Raw genomic sequence first — 16,791 nt, forward strand, 5'->3', positions numbered from 1 at the left:
ATGGATACAAATCAATATTTAGAGGTATTCATTGATGAAAGTAATGAGCATCTACAATCATGTAGTGAAAGTTTATTAGTATTAGAACAAAATCCAGACAATATCGAGATTGTAAATGATATTTTCCGTAACGCACATACATTAAAAGGTATGTCAGCGACGATGGGATTTGAAGATATTGCCGATTTAACACACAAAATGGAGAATGTTTTAGATGCAATACGTAATCATAAAATTCAAGTAACAGCTGAGTTATTAGATGTAGTTTTCGAATCAGTAGATCACTTAGAAGAAATGGTGTCTGATATTTCAAATGGTGGAGACGGTAAAAAAGATGTCACACAAACAGTTGAAAAGTTAAAACGCTTAGAATCAGGCGAATCAATCGAAAATATTGAAACAGTCGTAGCTGCACCTTCTGAAACTGTAACTGAAGTAGCTGAATCAAAACTCATCTTTGATGACTTTGAACAAACAGTTTTAGAACAATCAATGGAACAAGGATTTTCAGCTTATGAAATCAATATCTCATTACGTGAAGACTGCCTATTAAAAGCAGCGCGTGTATATATGGTATTTGAGATTTTAGAAAAGTTAGGTGAGGTTATTAAATCTACACCGACAGTTGAAAAATTAGAAGAAGAAAAGTTTGATACGGACTTTTCAGTTGCTTTTGTAACAAAAGAAAATCAAGACGATTTAAAACAAAAGCTTATGAAAGTTTCAGAAGTAGATGTTGTTAATGTACAACCTGTTCAATTGAAGAAGATGGAAATGCCAAGTGATGTAGTAGAAAAGAAAGTGGAAGAAGTAGCGGCAGTAGAGACGCCAAAGCCAACTCCTACAAAAGCTACACCGACAAAAACAGAAGCACCAAAAACCGTGAAAAATAATAATTCAAGTAAAACAATTCGCGTCAATATCGAGCGTTTAGATATCTTAATGAATCTATTTGAGGAATTGGTTATTGATCGAGGACGTTTACAATCCATTTCAATGGAATTAAACCATAACGAATTAAACGACACAGTAGAGCGTATGACACGCGTGTCGGGCGATCTTCAAAATATTATTTTAAATATGCGTATGGTTCCTGTAGAAACGGTATTTAACAGATTCCCTAAAATGGTTCGTCAATTATCGCGAGATTTAAAAAAGAAAATCAATTTAGAAATTATTGGTGCTGAAACAGAATTAGATCGTACAGTGATTGATGAAATTGGTGATCCACTTGTTCACTTAATCCGTAATGCATTGGATCATGGTATCGAATCGCCAGAAGAGCGTTTAGCAGCTGGAAAACCAGAAACAGGTTCAGTCGAATTGCGCGCATATCATAGTGGTAACCACGTATTTATTGAAATTGAAGATGATGGTGCTGGTATTGATCGTGAACGCGTATTACAAAAAGCAATTTCTAAAGGTGTCGTAACTGAAGAAGCAAGTCATTCTATGACAGATAATCAGATTAATGAGTTGATTTTAGCTTCTGGTTTCTCAACAGCTGAAGTTATCTCAGATGTATCAGGACGAGGCGTTGGTTTAGATGTTGTGAAATCAACAATTGAGTCATTAGGTGGAAGTATTAGTATTGAGTCTGAACATGGTAAAGGTTCATTATTCTCAATTCAGTTACCATTAACATTATCAATTATCTCAGTTATGCTTGTTGAAATCGAAAAAGAAGTGTATGCAGTGCCGCTATCTTCAATTATTGAAACATCGATTATTAAACGTAGCGATATTTTAAATGCACATAATCAAAAAGTCATTGATTTCCGAGGTAAAGTTGTGCCACTTGTTTTCTTAGATGAAATCTTTGAAGTACCGCGTGAAGATCGTGAAGATGATGGATTCCTATCTGTTGTTTTAGTGCGTAAGGGCGATCGTATTGCAGGTTTAGTTGTGGACTCATTTATTGGACAACAAGAAATTGTATTAAAATCTTTAGGAAACTACTTAACGAATGTATTTGCGATTTCTGGAGCAACAATTTTAGGAAATGGACAAGTTGCATTAATTGTTGATTGTAACGCACTTATTAAATAGAAAGAGGTGTCAGCTATGACAGAATTATTAGATACAGAAGTCGTAAAAGTCATCGTCTTTCAATTAGGCGATAAGGAATATGCTATTCCAGTATCACAAGTACAGGGAATCGAAAAAACGGTCTTTATTACACGTGTGCCAAGTACCGTACATTATGTAAAAGGTGTTATTAATTTACGTGGTGTAGTAACACCGATTATCGATTTACGTGAGCGTTTTGGTATTCATTCAGATGTTCAAGGTGAGGATACACGTATCATTATTATTTCATACGCAGATATGGAAGTTGGATTAATCGTTGATGCAGCAAATGATGTAATGGACTTACCTAAAAATGCAATCGAACCACAACCAGAAGTGGTTGGATCATTAGAAGAAGAATTCATTGCTGGCGTAGCAAAAATTGATAAACGTTTGCTTATTTTATTAAACTTAGAAAAAGTACTAAATACCTTAAAGTAAAGAAGGTAGATGAATATGACAAATATTACTTCATTTCATTTAGATGTATTAAAAGAGATTGGCAATATCGGTGCAGCACACGCAGCAACTGCATTATCAGGATTATTAAATACAAAAATTGATATGCGTGTACCAGCAGTTGAGATGGTTTCGTTTGATGATATGGTTGAACGTGGCGGTGGTGCTGAACAAGTAGTCGCAGGAACTTATTTACAAATTGATGGAGATGCAGAAGGTGGTATGTTCTTCATCCTACCAATTGAACAAGCAAATCGTTTTATACGTCGTTTAATTCATGATGAACATTTTGATTTACAGAAACAAAATAACTTGGAGCTAGGCGTATCAGCAATGCAAGAGTTAGGAAATATTTTGTCAGGTTCATATCTATCTGCATTGTCAGATTTTACAGGGCTTAAAATTTATCCCACTCCACCCGCTTTAAGTGTTGATATGTTCGGTGCCATCATTAGTTTTGGATTAATTGAACTGTCACAAATAAGTGATCATGTAATTGTGATTGATACATCGATTTTTGAAGAAACGATGACAGAAGATGAACAAGTTAATGGACATTTCTTTTTACTACCAAACCCAGAGTCTTTTAAAGCCATTTTTAAAGCATTGGGAGTGTCGTAAAATGATTATTGGAAGTCAAAGTGTTGTCAAAGTGGGCATTGCCCAAATGGACATCGTAACAGCACCCTCAACAATTCGAACATCAGGACTTGGTTCATGCGTTGGGGTGGTTGTTTACGATCAATCTAAAGGTATTGCAGGACTTATTCATATTATGTTACCAGATTCAAAAGTAGCTAAAAGTGGAACGATGAATATTGCGAAATTTGCAGATACAGGCATTCCAGCATTAATTGAAGCATTAAAAAAAGCTGGAGCTTCATCTTATAAACTAAAAGCAAAAATTGCAGGCGGCGCGCAAATGTTTCAGTTTACATCTTCAAATGATACGATGCGTATCGGACCTCGTAACGTAGAAGCGGTAATCGAGCAATTAAGAAAATATATGATTCCTGTATTAGCACAAGATACAGGTGGGAATAGTGGAAGAACAATTGAATTTAATCCTGAAACGGGTTTGTTAAATATTAGAACAGTAAATCAAGGGGTGAAAGATCTCTAATGTTTGGTTCAATATTTTATAACTTTTGGTTTGCTTTAGCAGGTTTCACAATTTACTTTTTTGCGCGATTTCAAAGTAATCAAGCTCCTCTAACAACTATTTTATACGGTTTAATGTGGGCAGCTATTGCTTTTATAGTGGCTTATATTGTACGTGCATTAATTGCTTATATTATAGCGACACCTTCAGATCAGTTAGAACAGCCTGATGAAGGTGTTGAATCAGGTATAGAAGCTATAGCAAAAGAGGAAAGAAGTAGCGAAGAGTCATTACCTTCACCAGAACCGACTGTTGAGTTTTCAGATGAACAGTCAGAGGAGATTGCTAAAGCGATTCAAACGATGATGCAAGATGAAAAATAAAAAAGAAGAGGTTGGGAAACATGTTATCTTCTTTTTTTAGAGTTCGCAACGAAAAACTGGAACCGCGCCACAGCGCGATTCCAGTTTTTCTTATGCTCATGTGGGATGTGTTTTTTGTACTTATGTCCCAACCTCTTCTTTTTATCTTATAAATTAGTTACAGCTTGTTCTGAGACATTTACTTGTTGTGCCAGCCACTGCATCGCAATATGTGCGTGTAATGCTGCACCGTATTTAAAAATTTCTTCCTGCTGTTGCATACGTGGGTTATGGACAGGCGCATTTCCTTCTTTTCCTGTTCCTAACACGATGAATGTAGCAGGTACTTCTTGTGAGATATGTGAGAAGTCTTCTGAACCACTCAACATACCTAAATCTACAACTTGTTCTTTTCCAACAATTTCTTCAATGAATGGAGTAAGTAACTTTACCATTGTTGGATCATTATAAGTTGTCGGTGTATGAAACTCAGTTACTGTGTAATCACCGCGCCATGCTTTTACTGTATGGTCAATCATTTCAGGGATTCGTTTACATAAGTGGTCACGAATTGTTTGGTCATAACTACGCATATTTCCTTGTAATACAGCTTTATCAGGAATAACATTCGTGACAGTCCCACCGCTCATCGCACCAACTGAAAAAGTAACGTGCGCGCTCGGGTCAGCCTCTCTTGTAAATAATAGATTTAAACTTGTATATAGTTGATTCATAATCATATTCGCATCAATTGTCTTATGAGGTTGCGAGCTATGACCACCATTTCCTTGAATATCTACAATATAAGAATCCATCGCTTGGGAGACGATGCCCTCGTGAATTGAAACTGTACCCGCTTCTTGATCGGGCATAATATGAATAGCAAAGGCGGCATCTACTTTTGGGTTTTCAAGCAATCCATCATTTAACATGAGTTTAGAACCGAATCCCCATTCTTCACCAGGTTGGAACATCAATTTAACAGTACCTTGTAAGTCAGCTTCATGTGCTTTTAATATTTGCGCCGCACCAAGTAGCATCGCAACATGGGAATCATGTCCACATGCATGCATTTTCCCAGGTCTTGTTGATTGATAAGAAACGTCTACTTCTTCCTCAATCGGTAAAGCATCCATGTCGGCACGAAGTAATATACAAGGTTCACCTTGTCCGATTGTAGCTACAACCCCTGTACAATGTGCTTGCTCTGGGAACCCAGCACGTACATATTTCTCTCTTACCTCATCTGGTAGTACACCACAAGGCTTCCCTTCAATCCCCATCTCCTGTAAACGATTTAAGATGTATTGCTGTGTTTCAGGTAATTCAAATCCTAATTCTGGATGTTGATGTAAATGGCGACGATCTGCAATAATTTGCTGCTCAATTTTTTCGGCTTGTTTTAAAATCGTATGCATGTTAAATTCCCCCTTCATGTGTTATAGGTGCTGTTTCAACAGTTAATTCTTCATCTGCTTTCGGCTTTGTTTTAATTGCGACTGTAAATAAAATAATTTCTGCAACAGTTAGTCCCAGTAATACATAAATTAATAAATCATAGGATTGATTAATTGAATAAATGGCACCTGATACAATCGGTGTAATCGCTGCTCCAAGTGATGTGAAGATGGCAACGATTCCATATTTTGCACCATAGTCTTTTTCACCGAATAAAGCGCCTGTTAAATAAGCAGGTGTTACTGTAACAGCTGTGCCGCCAATACCCATACCAATCGTGAATAAGATACCTGGGATCAGTAGATTCCCGTGCATCATAAAGAATAATGCTGCGAAAGAGCCAATACAAATAATCGTAATTGTAATAAATAAGCCGAGTGAGTCATATAATTTACCGATTAGTAATTTACCACCGATGACCATAATAGAACCAAGTGAAAGAAGTAGTGCTGCATGTTGTGGTGAAGCACCTAAGTCGGTTAAATATGGGACCATGTTGATAATCAATCCATTAATAACAATACCTGCAACTAAAATAGCTAGACAGAAGCACCAGAAAGATAGAGATAAAAATGTTCTCTTTTGTGAAACACCTGATATAGGTTTGTGAGCGTTTTCATTTGTTGGTATATCTTTCGCGCCTAAAGGTAACAAACCTTTGCTTTCAGGTGTAAGTGTGACAATGAAAAGTGTAAATGGAATAATCGCTACAATGATGATGATCCCAATTGTTAAGTAAGCTGTGCGCCACCCGAAGTCTGTAATTAACCAAGAGGTAATCGGACTTAAGATTGCACCACCTAAACCTGTACCTGCTAAAGCAATACCAAGTGCTAGACCTCGTTTTTCAACGAACCAGTTTGTAATTAATACAGACACAGGAATCATTGCAGCACCAGCAAGAGCAGCTCCCATAGGAATTGCGAATAAATAGAATTGCCAAGCAGTTGAAGAAAATGAAAAACCAATATAAGAAATAGCACCGAATAATGTGAAAGTCGTTAAATAAATACGAATTGGAATACGCTTCATTAAACGACCAGCAAGTGGAGCAGCAACCATCGATGCGAGCGCCATAATCGTGTAATAATTCATAAAATCAGCACGTTCCATTTTTAAATCTTCCGTAACAGGTTTAATAAACAAGGATACTAAGTTTGCAATTGGTGCGTATAAAAAAGTCATAATCATAATTGAAGCGAGTAAAATCCACCAACCGTAAAAAATCTTCCCATCTTTTTTCATAAGTGTTTTCCCCTTTGTGTTAAAATGGCGAATATTCAGTTTTTTAATTGCAATTATGTTTTGAGAAAGTGTTGCTTTATAATATTAGCTAAATTATATATTATATATTATATATAATTTTATAAAATGTCTACTTGAAATAGAAGATTTGGTAAAATTAAATTATCTTTCACGTGAGAACGAAAAAAATGAGGGGCTGACAAGCTGTGGAATTAAAAAATTATTATATGTTAGATGAAGAACAAAAAGAGTTATTACCTTATACAATTGCCAATCAGATTTTACTTAAAGTATTTACAGGCGAATTAAAACATGGCGAACGGGTAAAAGAATCAAATGTTGCAATCGCTCTTGGCGTAAGTAATATTCCTGTTAGAGAATCGTTTTATATTCTAGAAAATTTAGGTGTATTAGAACGCTTACCGCGTAAAGGTGTGCGTGTGAAGGAGTTTACGGACAAAGAATTTATCGCGTATACAGATGCTTTAGTAGAACTGACATGGATTATTTTGACATATGCGCAACCACTTTGGACAGAAGAACATATTGAACAATTAAAAACATTAGCAATAGAAGCAAAGAGAAGTTTAGATGAAAAAAATATTGTCGCATATATTTTAGATTGTGACCGAATCCTCCGTTTGATGACAGAAGTAGCAGATAATTTAGCATTTAAAAAGATGTACAATGATATTTCTTGTATCACACTAACGTACTGCCGTGTGTATTGGACGGACTTTAATCGTTTAGAAGAGCGTTATGAAAGTTTATTGCAAACAATCGAAGCGATTGAAAAAAATGATATTGAGATGGCAAAAGAACAAGTGGAAATTTTCATTCGAAAGCAAGAACCTTCACTATATCGTTACAAAAAAGTATAGAAGGTTAAGAAGTTCCTTGTTTAAGTTCCCATTTGTAAAAAGTATTTGTTATAATATTTCATAAGTATTGAACGAAGAAATGGAGGGCGTAGCAGATGCAATCGGCTTCAACGCAAGAAACGAAACTATGGCAAGATTGGTCCGCTCACAAAGATCCTCGTGCTGGCGATTTGCTCATGAAAAAATATAAATCTTTAGTGTCGTATCATGTGCAACGAATTAGTACAGGATTACCTAAAAGTGTATCAAGAGATGAACTAACGAGCCTTGGAATGATGGGACTTTTTGATGCGCTTAATAAATTTGATATTACACGTGATTTGAAATTTGATACTTATGCATCTTTTCGTGTGCGAGGTGCAATTATAGATGGTTTAAGAAAAGAAGATTGGTTGCCGAGATCAGCACGTGAAAAAACGAAAAAATTAGATGCGAAAATTGAAGCGATGGAACAGCGCCTACAGCGTCATGTGACACCAGAAGAAGTAGCAAAAGAATTGGATGTACCAATCGAAGAAGTATATCAAACGATGCAAGAGCATCTTTTTTCGAATGTCTTATCAATCGATGAACAACTACAGGACTTTGATGAAGTCGATAATAAAAGTTTCGTCATTCGAGATGAAGTAACAAAAACACCCGAACAGCAAGCGGTTCAAACAGAGTTGTTGCAAGATTTAGCAGAAAGTATTAAGCATCTTAACGAAAAAGAACAGCTTGTATTAAGTATGTTTTATACAGATGAATTAACATTAACTGAGATTGGTGAAGTATTAAATTTATCGACATCACGTATTTCTCAAATTCATTCTAAAGCGTTATTTAAACTAAAAAATTTATTACAAGATGAAATGAATAATACGTGATTTTTTAGTGTGTAGAGGAGAGATGAGCGATGAGTTTAAAAGGCATAGAGTTACAAATTGCGATACCTAAGACTTTTGATGCGGGAAAACAAGTTGAACAAGCGCAGCAACAAGTAAATGCTGGGCAAGACTTGGCAAATGCAGCTTTGAATAAACAAATCGAAAAGAATCACACCTCTTTGTTAGAATCTGAAAAGCTCAAAGAATTGCGACAAGATGAACCGAAAGATCAAGAGAGAGAAAGAAAAGAAAAAGAAGAACGCGAAGAAAATGAAAAACTAAATAAAAATCGAACAAAGCATCCCTATAAAGGAAACTTTTTTGATTTTAGTGGATAAGGAGGAGAGAATGAGATGGTAATCATAGTGACGATTCTATTCATTCTCCTTTTACTTTGTTTTTATTTTTTAGTATTACTCAATATGAAGATGAATCGTTTTAAACAAAATGAACAACGACAAGAACGATTAATTGAAGAAATGGAAGCCTCAATCTCGTCGTTCTTAGTAGATATTGAAGATGAAAATGCACGATTGATTGAAGCTTTAAAAAAACAAGCATCACCTTCTAAAAAAGAATCAGATCATCAAGTAGCTGAAAAACAACAAGTAAAAGAAGAAGTACTAATCGAAGAGCAAGAAAAAGACGCGAAGGAGCCAGCGTTTACTTTACCAAAATCTTATGCAAAAAAAGCATATGGTGCACAAACTTCGACACAGCCTGTACAAGAAAAAAAGGTTCAAACAATTGATGAACGGGTAAAGGCTATGTATATGCGCGGTAAATCAATCGATGAAATTGCGAAAGAATTGAATCGCGGTAAAACCGAAGTAGAATTAATGATTAAGTTCCAAGAAAAAAACAAGTAAAATAACTTGTCACACTGTTAATATTATGGTACTATTACAAACGGTGTTAAATACACACGTATTCTGATGCAATGAGTGGTGCTCTTTCAATGAAGGAGTTCTCATGCAGTGGATGAATGCGGAGGAAATCAAATACAAAACCTTTAGGAGGCAATACAAATGTCAGTAATTTCAATGAAACAATTACTAGAAGCTGGTGTACATTTCGGTCACCAAACTCGCCGTTGGAACCCAAAAATGAAAAAATTCATCTTTGTGGAGCGTAACGGTATCTACATCATCGATTTACAAAAAACAGTTAAAAAATTAGAAGAAGCTTACGACTTCATGCGTCAAGTTGGTGCAGACGGTGGTAAAGTTCTTTTCGTTGGTACTAAAAAACAAGCTCAAGAAGCAATTAAAGATGAAGCTGAACGTTCAGGTAACTACTACATCAACCAACGCTGGTTAGGTGGTACTTTAACTAACTTCGGTACAATCCAAAAACGTGTTGCTCGTATGAAACAAATCGAGCAAATGGAAGAAGACGGTACTTTCGCTGTACTTCCTAAAAAAGAAGTTGTTCAACTTAAAAAACAACACGAACGTCTTGTGAAATTCTTAGGCGGTATCCGTGATATGAAAGCTATTCCAGATGTAATGTTCGTGGTTGACCCACGTAAAGAACGCATCGCTGTAGCTGAAGCTCACAAATTAAACATTCCACTTGTGGCAATGGTTGATACTAACTGTGATCCAGACGAAATCGATTACGTTATTCCTTCAAACGATGACGCAATCCGCGCTGTAAAATTAATCACTTCTAAAATGGCTGACGCTTTAATGGAGTCTAAACAAGGTGAAGATGAAGCTCAAGTTGAAGCTGAAGAAGCTGCTGAGTAATTTCTAGGCAAGTTTGAAATAGGTGATAAGCGGCTAAACCCTCTTATCACCTTTTTTTGAGAATATAATAGGATAGATATTAGGAGGAAAAATATCATGGCAATTACTGCTCAATTAGTAAAAGAATTACGTGAAAAAACTGGTGCTGGTATGATGGATTGTAAAAAAGCATTAGTTCAAACTGATGGTGACATCGACGCTGCTGTAGACTTCCTTCGTGAAAAAGGTCTTGCTGCTGCAGGCAAAAAAGCTGACCGTGTTGCTGCTGAAGGTACTACTTTCATCGCAGAAAAAGGTAACACAGCTGTATTATTAGAAGTAAATGCTGAAACTGATTTCGTTGCTAAAAACGAAGGTTTCCAAGTTTTAGTAAAAGAATTAGCTGACCACTTACTAGAAGTACAACCTGCTGACGTAGAAGCTGCTTTAGAATCTACAATGTCTAACGGTGCAAAAGTATCTGATCACATTTCTTCTGCAATCGCTACAATCGGTGAAAAAATCAGCTTACGTCGTTTTGTAATCGAAACTAAAACAGACGCTGACGCTTTCGGCGCTTACCTACACATGGGCGGACGTATCGGTGTATTAGCACTTGTTGAAGGTACTACTGATGCAGAAGTAGCGAAAGACGTTGCAATGCACATCGCTGCTTTAAACCCTAAATACATCTCTCATGACCAAATCTCTGCTGAAGAAGTAGAACATGAGCGTAAAGTATTAACTGAACAAGCACTTAACGAAGGTAAACCAGAAAACATCGTTGCGAAAATGGTTGAAGGTCGTCTTAACAAGTACTTCAAAGAAATTTGTGTTCTTGACCAACCATTCGTTAAAAACCCAGATGTAACTGTTGGTACTTTCTTAACAACTGCTGGTGGTAAATTAACTTCTATGGTTCGCTTCGAAGTAGGCGAAGGTATTGAAAAACGTGAAGATAACTTTGCTGAAGAAGTAATGAGCCAAGTTAAAGGTAACTAATTTCAATAAACATACAATATGTCATTTCTAGGGAGCACAAGCTAAACTTCGTGTTCCCTATTTTTCAATAAAAAAGTATGATGGAGGTCCAGAAAATGCCGCAATATAAACGCGTTGTCATTAAATTAAGTGGGGAAGCTTTAGCAGGAGATCAAGGTTTTGGCCTATCGCCACAAATCGTTAAATCGGTTGCCCAACAAATTAAAGAAGTAGTAGATCTAGATGTGGAAGTTGCCCTAGTAGTAGGTGGCGGAAACATTTGGAGAGGTAAAATTGGTGCCGAAATGGGCATGGAACGAGCAAATGCCGATTATATGGGTATGTTAGCAACCGTAATGAATGCACTAGCACTTCAAGATTCATTAGAGAACCTAGGAGTCGAAACGCGCGTTCAATCATCGATTGTGATGACACAAGTTGCAGAGCCGTATATTCGTAGAAAAGCAGTTCGTCATTTAGAGAAAAAACGCGTTGTCATTTTTGCTGCAGGTACTGGGAATCCATATTTCTCAACAGATACAACAGCTGCATTACGTGCTGCTGAAATTGAAGCAGATGTCATTTTAATGGCTAAAAATAATGTAGATGGCGTATATTCAGCAGATCCAAAATTAGATACAACTGCTGTGAAATATGATCAACTAACATACTTAGAAGTTATCCAACAAGGTCTACAAGTAATGGATTCTACAGCATCTACTCTATGCATGGATAATAATATCTCATTAGTTGTATTCTCATTGATGGAAGATGGAAACATTAAGCGTGCTGTATTAGGTGAACCAATCGGTACAGTTGTAAGTAAATAATTATTAGGAGGAATTCAAATGTCTAAAACAGTTGTCGATTTAGCTTCAGAAAAAATGTCAAAATCAATCGCTGCTTTTTCACGTAATCTAGCAAGTATTCGTGCTGGTCGTGCAAATGCATCTTTACTTGATCGTATTAATGTTGAGTACTATGGTGCACCAACACCTTTAACTCAAATGGCAAGTATTACAGTGCCAGAAGCGCGTCTATTAGTTATTACACCATACGATAAAACAATCTTAGGTGAGATTGAAAAAGAAATTATGCGTTCAGATATCGGTATTACACCAACAAATGACGGTAATGTAATTCGATTAACAATTCCAGCATTAACAGAAGAACGTCGTAAGGAATTAGTAAAACAAGTAAGCAAAGAAGCAGAAGAAGCGAAAGTTGCAGTTCGTAATATTCGTCGTGATGCAAATGATGAGTTCAAAAAACTTGAAAAAGCAGGCGAAATTACAGAAGACGACTTACGTGGATACGGTGAAGATGTTCAAAAATTAACAGATCAGCACATCGCAAAAATCGATGAATTAACTGCTGAAAAAGAAAAAGAAATTCTTGAAGTATAATCATTAGAACTTTGTGGGTTTATAAGACGTCCTATTGACAAAGGGACGTCTTTTTTAAATCAATTGGAAAATACTTTTTAAAAGAGGAAATATATTCGTATTTTTGTTATGATAAGTTCAGTATACGTTCCGATTTGTAAGCTAGTGGAGGATTCTAAATGTTAGATAAACTTGGATGGAAGAAATCAGAAAAAGCAATTCAGTCAATCGATGAACGAGTGGCGAGTTTAAGCCAACAAGATGTACCGAATCATATTGCAATTATTATGGATGGAAATGGTCGCTGGGCAAATAAACGTGCGCTGCCGAGATTTTTAGGGCATCGTGAAGGCATGCAAAATATTCGACGTATTACGCGCGCAGCGAATCGTATGGGTGTTGGTGCGATTACTTTGTATGCTTTCTCAACGGAAAATTGGAAACGACCATCTAAGGAAGTAGAATTTCTTATGCGTTTACCGGAAGAGTTTTTAAATTCTTTTATTCCTGAACTCATGGATTTGAATATTCGTGTTGAGATGATTGGCGAGATGGATGGTGTACCAGAATACACAAGTCGCGCGATTCAACATGCAATGAAAGAAACAAAAAACAATACAGGTATGATACTGAATTTTGCATTCAATTATGGAAGCAGACGTGAAATTGTTTTAGCGATGCAACGTCTAGCGCAACTTGTCAAACAGGGCGATTTGCAACCAGAAGAAATTACAGAAGAAGTCATTTCGGATTATTTAATGACATCTAAGCTACCAGAGCCAGATTTATTAATTCGAACAAGTGGCGAAATTCGTCTAAGCAACTTTTTATTATGGCAGCTGGCGTATACTGAATTTTGGTTTACAGACGTACATTGGCCAGAGTTTACAGACGAAAAATTATTAGATGCAATTGAAGATTTCCAAAAGCGTAATCGTCGTTATGGTGGGTTGAAAGGAGAATAAAAAGTGAAACAGCGTATTATCACAGCCGTAATCGCTGCCGCTTTGTTTATTCCATTTGTCGTATATGGTCATTTACCATTTACGATTTTGGTTTATGCAATGGCAGCGGTAGGGCTTTTTGAAATGCTAAGAATGAAGGGACTTTCCCTGTTCTCAGTTCCGGGTTTACTCGGTTTTTTAGCAATGTGTGTTGTATTAATGCCTCGTGAATGGGCGATTAAAGTAGAGGATGCAACTTCCTTTTCACAGTTAGAATATCTGTCAATTTTCGTACTTTTACTATTAATTTATACAGTTGTAGTGAAAAATAAAGTAACATTTGATGCAGTAGCATTCATTGTAGCAAGTGTATTTTATGTTGGTGTCGGTTTTCATTACTTTATTTCAACAAGAACAGAAGGCATTGCTTATATCGTATTTGCCTTAGTTATTGTATGGTCTACAGATTCAGGCGCCTACTTTGTTGGACGTAAACTAGGAAAACATAAATTATGGCCTGAAATTTCACCGAAAAAGACAATTGAAGGTTTTGTTGGTGGTATTGTCATTGCAGTGATTGCGACAGTGATTTTCCAATACTTTGCACAATTAGATGTGAATTATGGTTTATTACTACTTGTTGCTGTTGTAGCATCGATGATTGGACAGCTTGGTGATTTAGTAGAGTCAGCAATTAAAAGACAATATGGTGTGAAGGATTCGGGGAATATTTTACCGGGACATGGTGGTATTTTAGATCGTTTTGATAGTTTAATTTTTGTTCTACCATTGTTACACTTCATTCATTTTGTTGGATAGGGGAATGAAACATGAAATCAATTAGTTTATTAGGTGCGACAGGATCGATCGGTCGACAAACACTTGATATCGTAAAAGAACATCCAGAATCATTTCAAATTTCAGCGTTATCAGTTGGACGAAATATTGAAAAAACAAAAGAGATTATTCGAGAGTTTCAACCGAAATTAGTCTCTGTGTTACAAGAAGAAGATGCACGCGCATTACAAAAAGAGTTTCCAAAAACAGATTTCACATTCGGCAATCAAGGTTTAATTGACGTAGCTACATATGCAGACTCAACGTATTTACTGAACTCCGTTTTAGGTTCAGTAGGTTTAGAGCCTACGCTAGCCGCAATTCGTCAAAAAAAAGCGATTGCGATTGCGAATAAAGAAACACTTGTAACAGCAGGACATCTTGTCATGGCAGAGGCGAAGAAATATGGTGCGCCAATCTTGCCTGTTGATAGTGAACATTCGGCGCTATGGCAAGCGATGGTTGGAGAAGATCCCAAATCGATTTCGAAACTGATTTTAACAGCTTCTGGTGGTAGCTTCCGCGACCAAACACGTGAGCAATTAAAAGATGTAACTGTAAAAGAAGCGCTAAACCATCCCAACTGGTCGATGGGTGCGAAAATTACCATTGATTCAGCTACATTAATGAATAAGGGTCTTGAAGTAATTGAAGCGGCTGTATTATACGATATGTCTTATGATGATATCGATGTTTTAATTCACCGTGAGAGCATTATCCATTCAATGGTTGAATATCATGATACATCGGTTATGGCACAACTTGGTACACCGGATATGCGTACACCAATTCAATATGCACTAAGTTACCCAGAGCGCTTACCACGACCTAACGCACAACGTCTAGATTTAGCGAAAATAGGTCAACTTCATTTTGAAAATGTAGACTTTGAGCGTTTCCGTTGTTTAGGGTTTGCTTATGAAGCAGGTCGTATGGGCGGCACAATCTTAACGGTAATGAATGCTGCAAATGAAGCGGCAGTAGATGCCTTTTTACATGAAAAAATTAAATTCTTGGAGATTGAAGATGTGATTGAACGTATGATGCAATCGCATGAAAACATCTTAAATCCTGATTTAGAAACAATTTTACATGTAGACCAAGAAACAAGAAAATCTGTTCGAAGCATGATAAAATAAAAATGTAATACAACTTTTTAACTCGAAGAAGGTGGGAGAACATGCAAGCAGCAATTGCGTTTATTTTAGTGTTCGGTTCCATCGTATTCTTCCACGAATTAGGCCATTTTATTTTCGCAAAACGTTCAGGTATTTTAGTACGTGAATTTGCGATTGGCTTTGGACCAAAAATTATTGGGATTACAAAGGGAGAAACACTCTACACGATTCGTCTACTGCCGATGGGTGGATATGTACGAATGGCTGGAGAGGATATGGATACGACCGAGTTACAACCAGGTTACCGCATTGGTTTTTTATTAAATGATCAAGACGAAATGTCACGTATTGTGTTAAATCAGAATAAACAACTGCCCGATATGCTCTTTTTAGAAGTTGAAAAAGCAGATCTTTTAAAAGGATTATGGGTAGAAGGCTATGATGAAGATGAGAATTTAGTACGTTATAATGTAGCGCGCGATGCTATCATTGAAGAAAATGGTCAACAGACGATTATTGCGCCTTATGACCGTACATTTAATGCGAAGTCATTAGGAAAGCGTGCAATGACGATTTTTGCAGGTCCTTTATTCAACTTTATTTTAGCGATTGTCTTCTTTATGATTATTGGTCTTGTTCAAGGTATTCCAACGAATGAACCAATTATCGCAAATGTTGTAAAAGACAGCCCTGCACAGCAAGCAGGCATGCAAAAGGATGATTTAGTCGTCTCTGTAGATGGTAAGTCCATTTCAAAATGGGAGCAACTATCAGAAGTGATTCAAAGCAGTGCGAATAAACCAATCGATTTAGAAGTAAAGCGAGATGGCAAAATCGTACCGATTGAAGTAACGCCAAAAGCAGCTGAAGTAAATAAAGAAAAAGTAGGGCAAATCGGTATTCAATATGCGAACACGTATGAAAAAAATCCGCTAAAAGCTATTCCTTATGGATTTGAACAGACGTATAATTGGATAGTGAAGATTGCTGAACTTCTAGGTCTGTTAGTGACAGGTCACTTTACGCTGGATGCTTTATCAGGACCGGTTGGAATTTATAAAGCAACAGAAGAAGTTGCAAAGTATGGCTTTATGACATTAATGAACTGGGCAGCCGTATTAAGTATTAACTTAGGTATTATGAATTTATTACCGCTACCAGCATTAGATGGCGGACGCTTATTATTCTTTGGATATGAAGCAGTTCGAGGGAAGCCAATTGATAAACAAAAAGAAGGTATGGTTCATTTTGTCGGTTTTGCATTGTTGATGGTATTAATGATTGCTGTGACATGGAACGATATACAAAAATTCTTCTTTTAATTAAAGAGAGAAAATAGAATAGCCAAAAGGT

Annotated in this window: 19 protein-coding genes; 17 read left to right on the forward strand and 2 right to left on the reverse strand. The window is 36.5% G+C overall.

Going from position 1 to position 16,791, the window contains the following annotated elements:
• From QN089_RS03840 to QN089_RS03860, 5 genes are read left to right on the forward strand one after another with little or no spacing between them, the layout of a single operon-like run.
• Positions 1-2,049 carry a chemotaxis protein CheA gene (locus QN089_RS03840; protein ID WP_285215994.1) on the forward strand — a complete coding sequence of 683 codons (2,049 nt, stop codon included), beginning with the start codon at positions 1-3 and terminating at the stop codon, positions 2,047-2,049.
• 15 nt (positions 2,050-2,064) lie between these two features.
• A complete protein-coding gene (locus tag QN089_RS03845) occupies positions 2,065-2,511 on the forward strand; it encodes a chemotaxis protein CheW (protein WP_068454818.1) in 447 nt (148 codons plus the stop codon).
• Positions 2,512-2,520: 9 nt separating this feature from the next.
• Positions 2,521-3,150, forward strand: a complete 630-nt coding sequence (locus QN089_RS03850; RefSeq protein ID WP_411257683.1) for a chemotaxis protein CheC — start codon at positions 2,521-2,523, stop codon at positions 3,148-3,150.
• 1 nt (position 3,151) lies between these two features.
• Positions 3,152-3,652 carry a chemotaxis protein CheD gene (locus tag QN089_RS03855; protein WP_068454812.1) on the forward strand — a complete coding sequence of 167 codons (501 nt, stop codon included), beginning with the start codon at positions 3,152-3,154 and terminating at the stop codon, positions 3,650-3,652.
• Entirely contained in the window at positions 3,652-4,014 is a 363-nt protein-coding gene (locus QN089_RS03860; protein WP_285215996.1) for a hypothetical protein, read from the forward strand. The genes QN089_RS03855 and QN089_RS03860 overlap by 1 nt, the downstream gene beginning before the upstream one ends.
• 146 nt (positions 4,015-4,160) lie before the next feature.
• Here the strand turns inward: QN089_RS03860 and QN089_RS03865 are convergent, their stop codons facing one another.
• Together QN089_RS03865 and QN089_RS03870 are read right to left on the reverse strand one after the other, a co-directional pair.
• Positions 4,161-5,411 carry a M20 metallopeptidase family protein gene (locus QN089_RS03865; RefSeq protein ID WP_285215997.1) on the reverse strand — a complete coding sequence of 417 codons (1,251 nt, stop codon included), beginning with the start codon at positions 5,409-5,411 and terminating at the stop codon, positions 4,161-4,163.
• 1 nt (position 5,412) lies between these two features.
• Entirely contained in the window at positions 5,413-6,696 is a 1,284-nt protein-coding gene (locus tag QN089_RS03870; protein WP_285215998.1) for an MFS transporter, read from the reverse strand.
• A 206-nt stretch (positions 6,697-6,902) separates the two neighbouring features.
• Between QN089_RS03870 and QN089_RS03875 the strand changes: the two genes are divergently transcribed.
• The 12 genes from QN089_RS03875 to rseP all read left to right on the forward strand — a co-directional run bounded on the left by QN089_RS03875 (position 6,903) and on the right by rseP (position 16,760).
• On the forward strand, positions 6,903-7,577 hold the full coding sequence (locus QN089_RS03875) for a GntR family transcriptional regulator (protein ID WP_285215999.1): 675 nt from the start codon (positions 6,903-6,905) through the stop codon (positions 7,575-7,577).
• A 95-nt stretch (positions 7,578-7,672) separates the two neighbouring features.
• Entirely contained in the window at positions 7,673-8,443 is a 771-nt protein-coding gene (locus tag QN089_RS03880) for a FliA/WhiG family RNA polymerase sigma factor (protein WP_285216000.1), read from the forward strand.
• A gap of 29 nt (positions 8,444-8,472) precedes the next feature.
• The gene (locus QN089_RS03885) at positions 8,473-8,781 is read left to right on the forward strand and encodes a hypothetical protein (RefSeq protein WP_068454795.1); all 309 of its coding nucleotides are present in this window, start codon (positions 8,473-8,475) and stop codon (positions 8,779-8,781) included.
• A 15-nt stretch (positions 8,782-8,796) separates the two neighbouring features.
• A complete protein-coding gene (locus QN089_RS03890; protein WP_285216001.1) occupies positions 8,797-9,312 on the forward strand; it encodes a hypothetical protein in 516 nt (171 codons plus the stop codon).
• 159 nt (positions 9,313-9,471) lie between these two features.
• The gene (gene rpsB, locus QN089_RS03895) at positions 9,472-10,194 is read left to right on the forward strand and encodes a 30S ribosomal protein S2 (protein ID WP_068454789.1); all 723 of its coding nucleotides are present in this window, start codon (positions 9,472-9,474) and stop codon (positions 10,192-10,194) included.
• A gap of 96 nt (positions 10,195-10,290) precedes the next feature.
• A complete protein-coding gene (gene tsf / locus QN089_RS03900; protein WP_068454787.1) occupies positions 10,291-11,175 on the forward strand; it encodes a translation elongation factor Ts in 885 nt (294 codons plus the stop codon).
• 95 nt (positions 11,176-11,270) lie between these two features.
• Entirely contained in the window at positions 11,271-11,984 is a 714-nt protein-coding gene (gene pyrH / locus QN089_RS03905) for a UMP kinase (RefSeq protein WP_068454784.1), read from the forward strand.
• Positions 11,985-12,002: 18 nt separating this feature from the next.
• Entirely contained in the window at positions 12,003-12,560 is a 558-nt protein-coding gene (frr, locus tag QN089_RS03910; RefSeq protein ID WP_068454781.1) for a ribosome recycling factor, read from the forward strand.
• Between the two features lie 158 nt (positions 12,561-12,718).
• A complete protein-coding gene (locus tag QN089_RS03915; protein WP_068454778.1) occupies positions 12,719-13,504 on the forward strand; it encodes an undecaprenyl pyrophosphate synthase in 786 nt (261 codons plus the stop codon).
• A gap of 3 nt (positions 13,505-13,507) precedes the next feature.
• The gene (locus tag QN089_RS03920) at positions 13,508-14,302 is read left to right on the forward strand and encodes a phosphatidate cytidylyltransferase (protein WP_285216002.1); all 795 of its coding nucleotides are present in this window, start codon (positions 13,508-13,510) and stop codon (positions 14,300-14,302) included.
• Between the two features lie 11 nt (positions 14,303-14,313).
• Positions 14,314-15,459: a 1-deoxy-D-xylulose-5-phosphate reductoisomerase gene (gene dxr / locus QN089_RS03925; protein ID WP_285216003.1), complete on the forward strand. Its 1,146-nt coding sequence runs from the start codon at positions 14,314-14,316 to the stop codon at positions 15,457-15,459.
• A gap of 41 nt (positions 15,460-15,500) precedes the next feature.
• Positions 15,501-16,760, forward strand: a complete 1,260-nt coding sequence (gene rseP, locus QN089_RS03930; RefSeq protein WP_285216004.1) for an RIP metalloprotease RseP — start codon at positions 15,501-15,503, stop codon at positions 16,758-16,760.
• Positions 16,761-16,791 lie beyond the last annotated feature (31 nt).

Origin of the sequence: Kurthia sp. YJT4, assembly GCF_030219945.1 — a bacterium.
In the GTDB taxonomy this organism is placed as follows: Bacteria; Bacillota; Bacilli; order Bacillales_A; family Planococcaceae; genus Kurthia; species Kurthia gibsonii.

Bases quoted from the DNA above. Each gene is read 5' to 3' on its own strand.
- QN089_RS03840 (WP_285215994.1), top strand. From the start codon at position 1: ATGGATACAAATCAATATTTAGAGGTATTCATTGATGAAAGTAATGAG.
- QN089_RS03845 (WP_068454818.1), top strand. From the start codon at position 2,065: ATGACAGAATTATTAGATACAGAAGTCGTAAAAGTCATCGTCTTTCAA.
- QN089_RS03850 (WP_411257683.1), top strand. From the start codon at position 2,521: ATGAATATGACAAATATTACTTCATTTCATTTAGATGTATTAAAAGAG.
- QN089_RS03855 (WP_068454812.1), top strand. From the start codon at position 3,152: ATGATTATTGGAAGTCAAAGTGTTGTCAAAGTGGGCATTGCCCAAATG.
- QN089_RS03860 (WP_285215996.1), top strand. From the start codon at position 3,652: ATGTTTGGTTCAATATTTTATAACTTTTGGTTTGCTTTAGCAGGTTTC.
- QN089_RS03865 (WP_285215997.1), bottom strand. From the start codon at position 5,411: ATGCATACGATTTTAAAACAAGCCGAAAAAATTGAGCAGCAAATTATT.
- QN089_RS03870 (WP_285215998.1), bottom strand. From the start codon at position 6,696: ATGAAAAAAGATGGGAAGATTTTTTACGGTTGGTGGATTTTACTCGCT.
- QN089_RS03880 (WP_285216000.1), top strand. From the start codon at position 7,673: ATGCAATCGGCTTCAACGCAAGAAACGAAACTATGGCAAGATTGGTCC.
- QN089_RS03885 (WP_068454795.1), top strand. From the start codon at position 8,473: ATGAGTTTAAAAGGCATAGAGTTACAAATTGCGATACCTAAGACTTTT.
- QN089_RS03890 (WP_285216001.1), top strand. From the start codon at position 8,797: ATGGTAATCATAGTGACGATTCTATTCATTCTCCTTTTACTTTGTTTT.
- rpsB (WP_068454789.1), top strand. From the start codon at position 9,472: ATGTCAGTAATTTCAATGAAACAATTACTAGAAGCTGGTGTACATTTC.
- tsf (WP_068454787.1), top strand. From the start codon at position 10,291: ATGGCAATTACTGCTCAATTAGTAAAAGAATTACGTGAAAAAACTGGT.
- pyrH (WP_068454784.1), top strand. From the start codon at position 11,271: ATGCCGCAATATAAACGCGTTGTCATTAAATTAAGTGGGGAAGCTTTA.
- frr (WP_068454781.1), top strand. From the start codon at position 12,003: ATGTCTAAAACAGTTGTCGATTTAGCTTCAGAAAAAATGTCAAAATCA.
- QN089_RS03915 (WP_068454778.1), top strand. From the start codon at position 12,719: ATGTTAGATAAACTTGGATGGAAGAAATCAGAAAAAGCAATTCAGTCA.
- dxr (WP_285216003.1), top strand. From the start codon at position 14,314: ATGAAATCAATTAGTTTATTAGGTGCGACAGGATCGATCGGTCGACAA.
- rseP (WP_285216004.1), top strand. From the start codon at position 15,501: ATGCAAGCAGCAATTGCGTTTATTTTAGTGTTCGGTTCCATCGTATTC.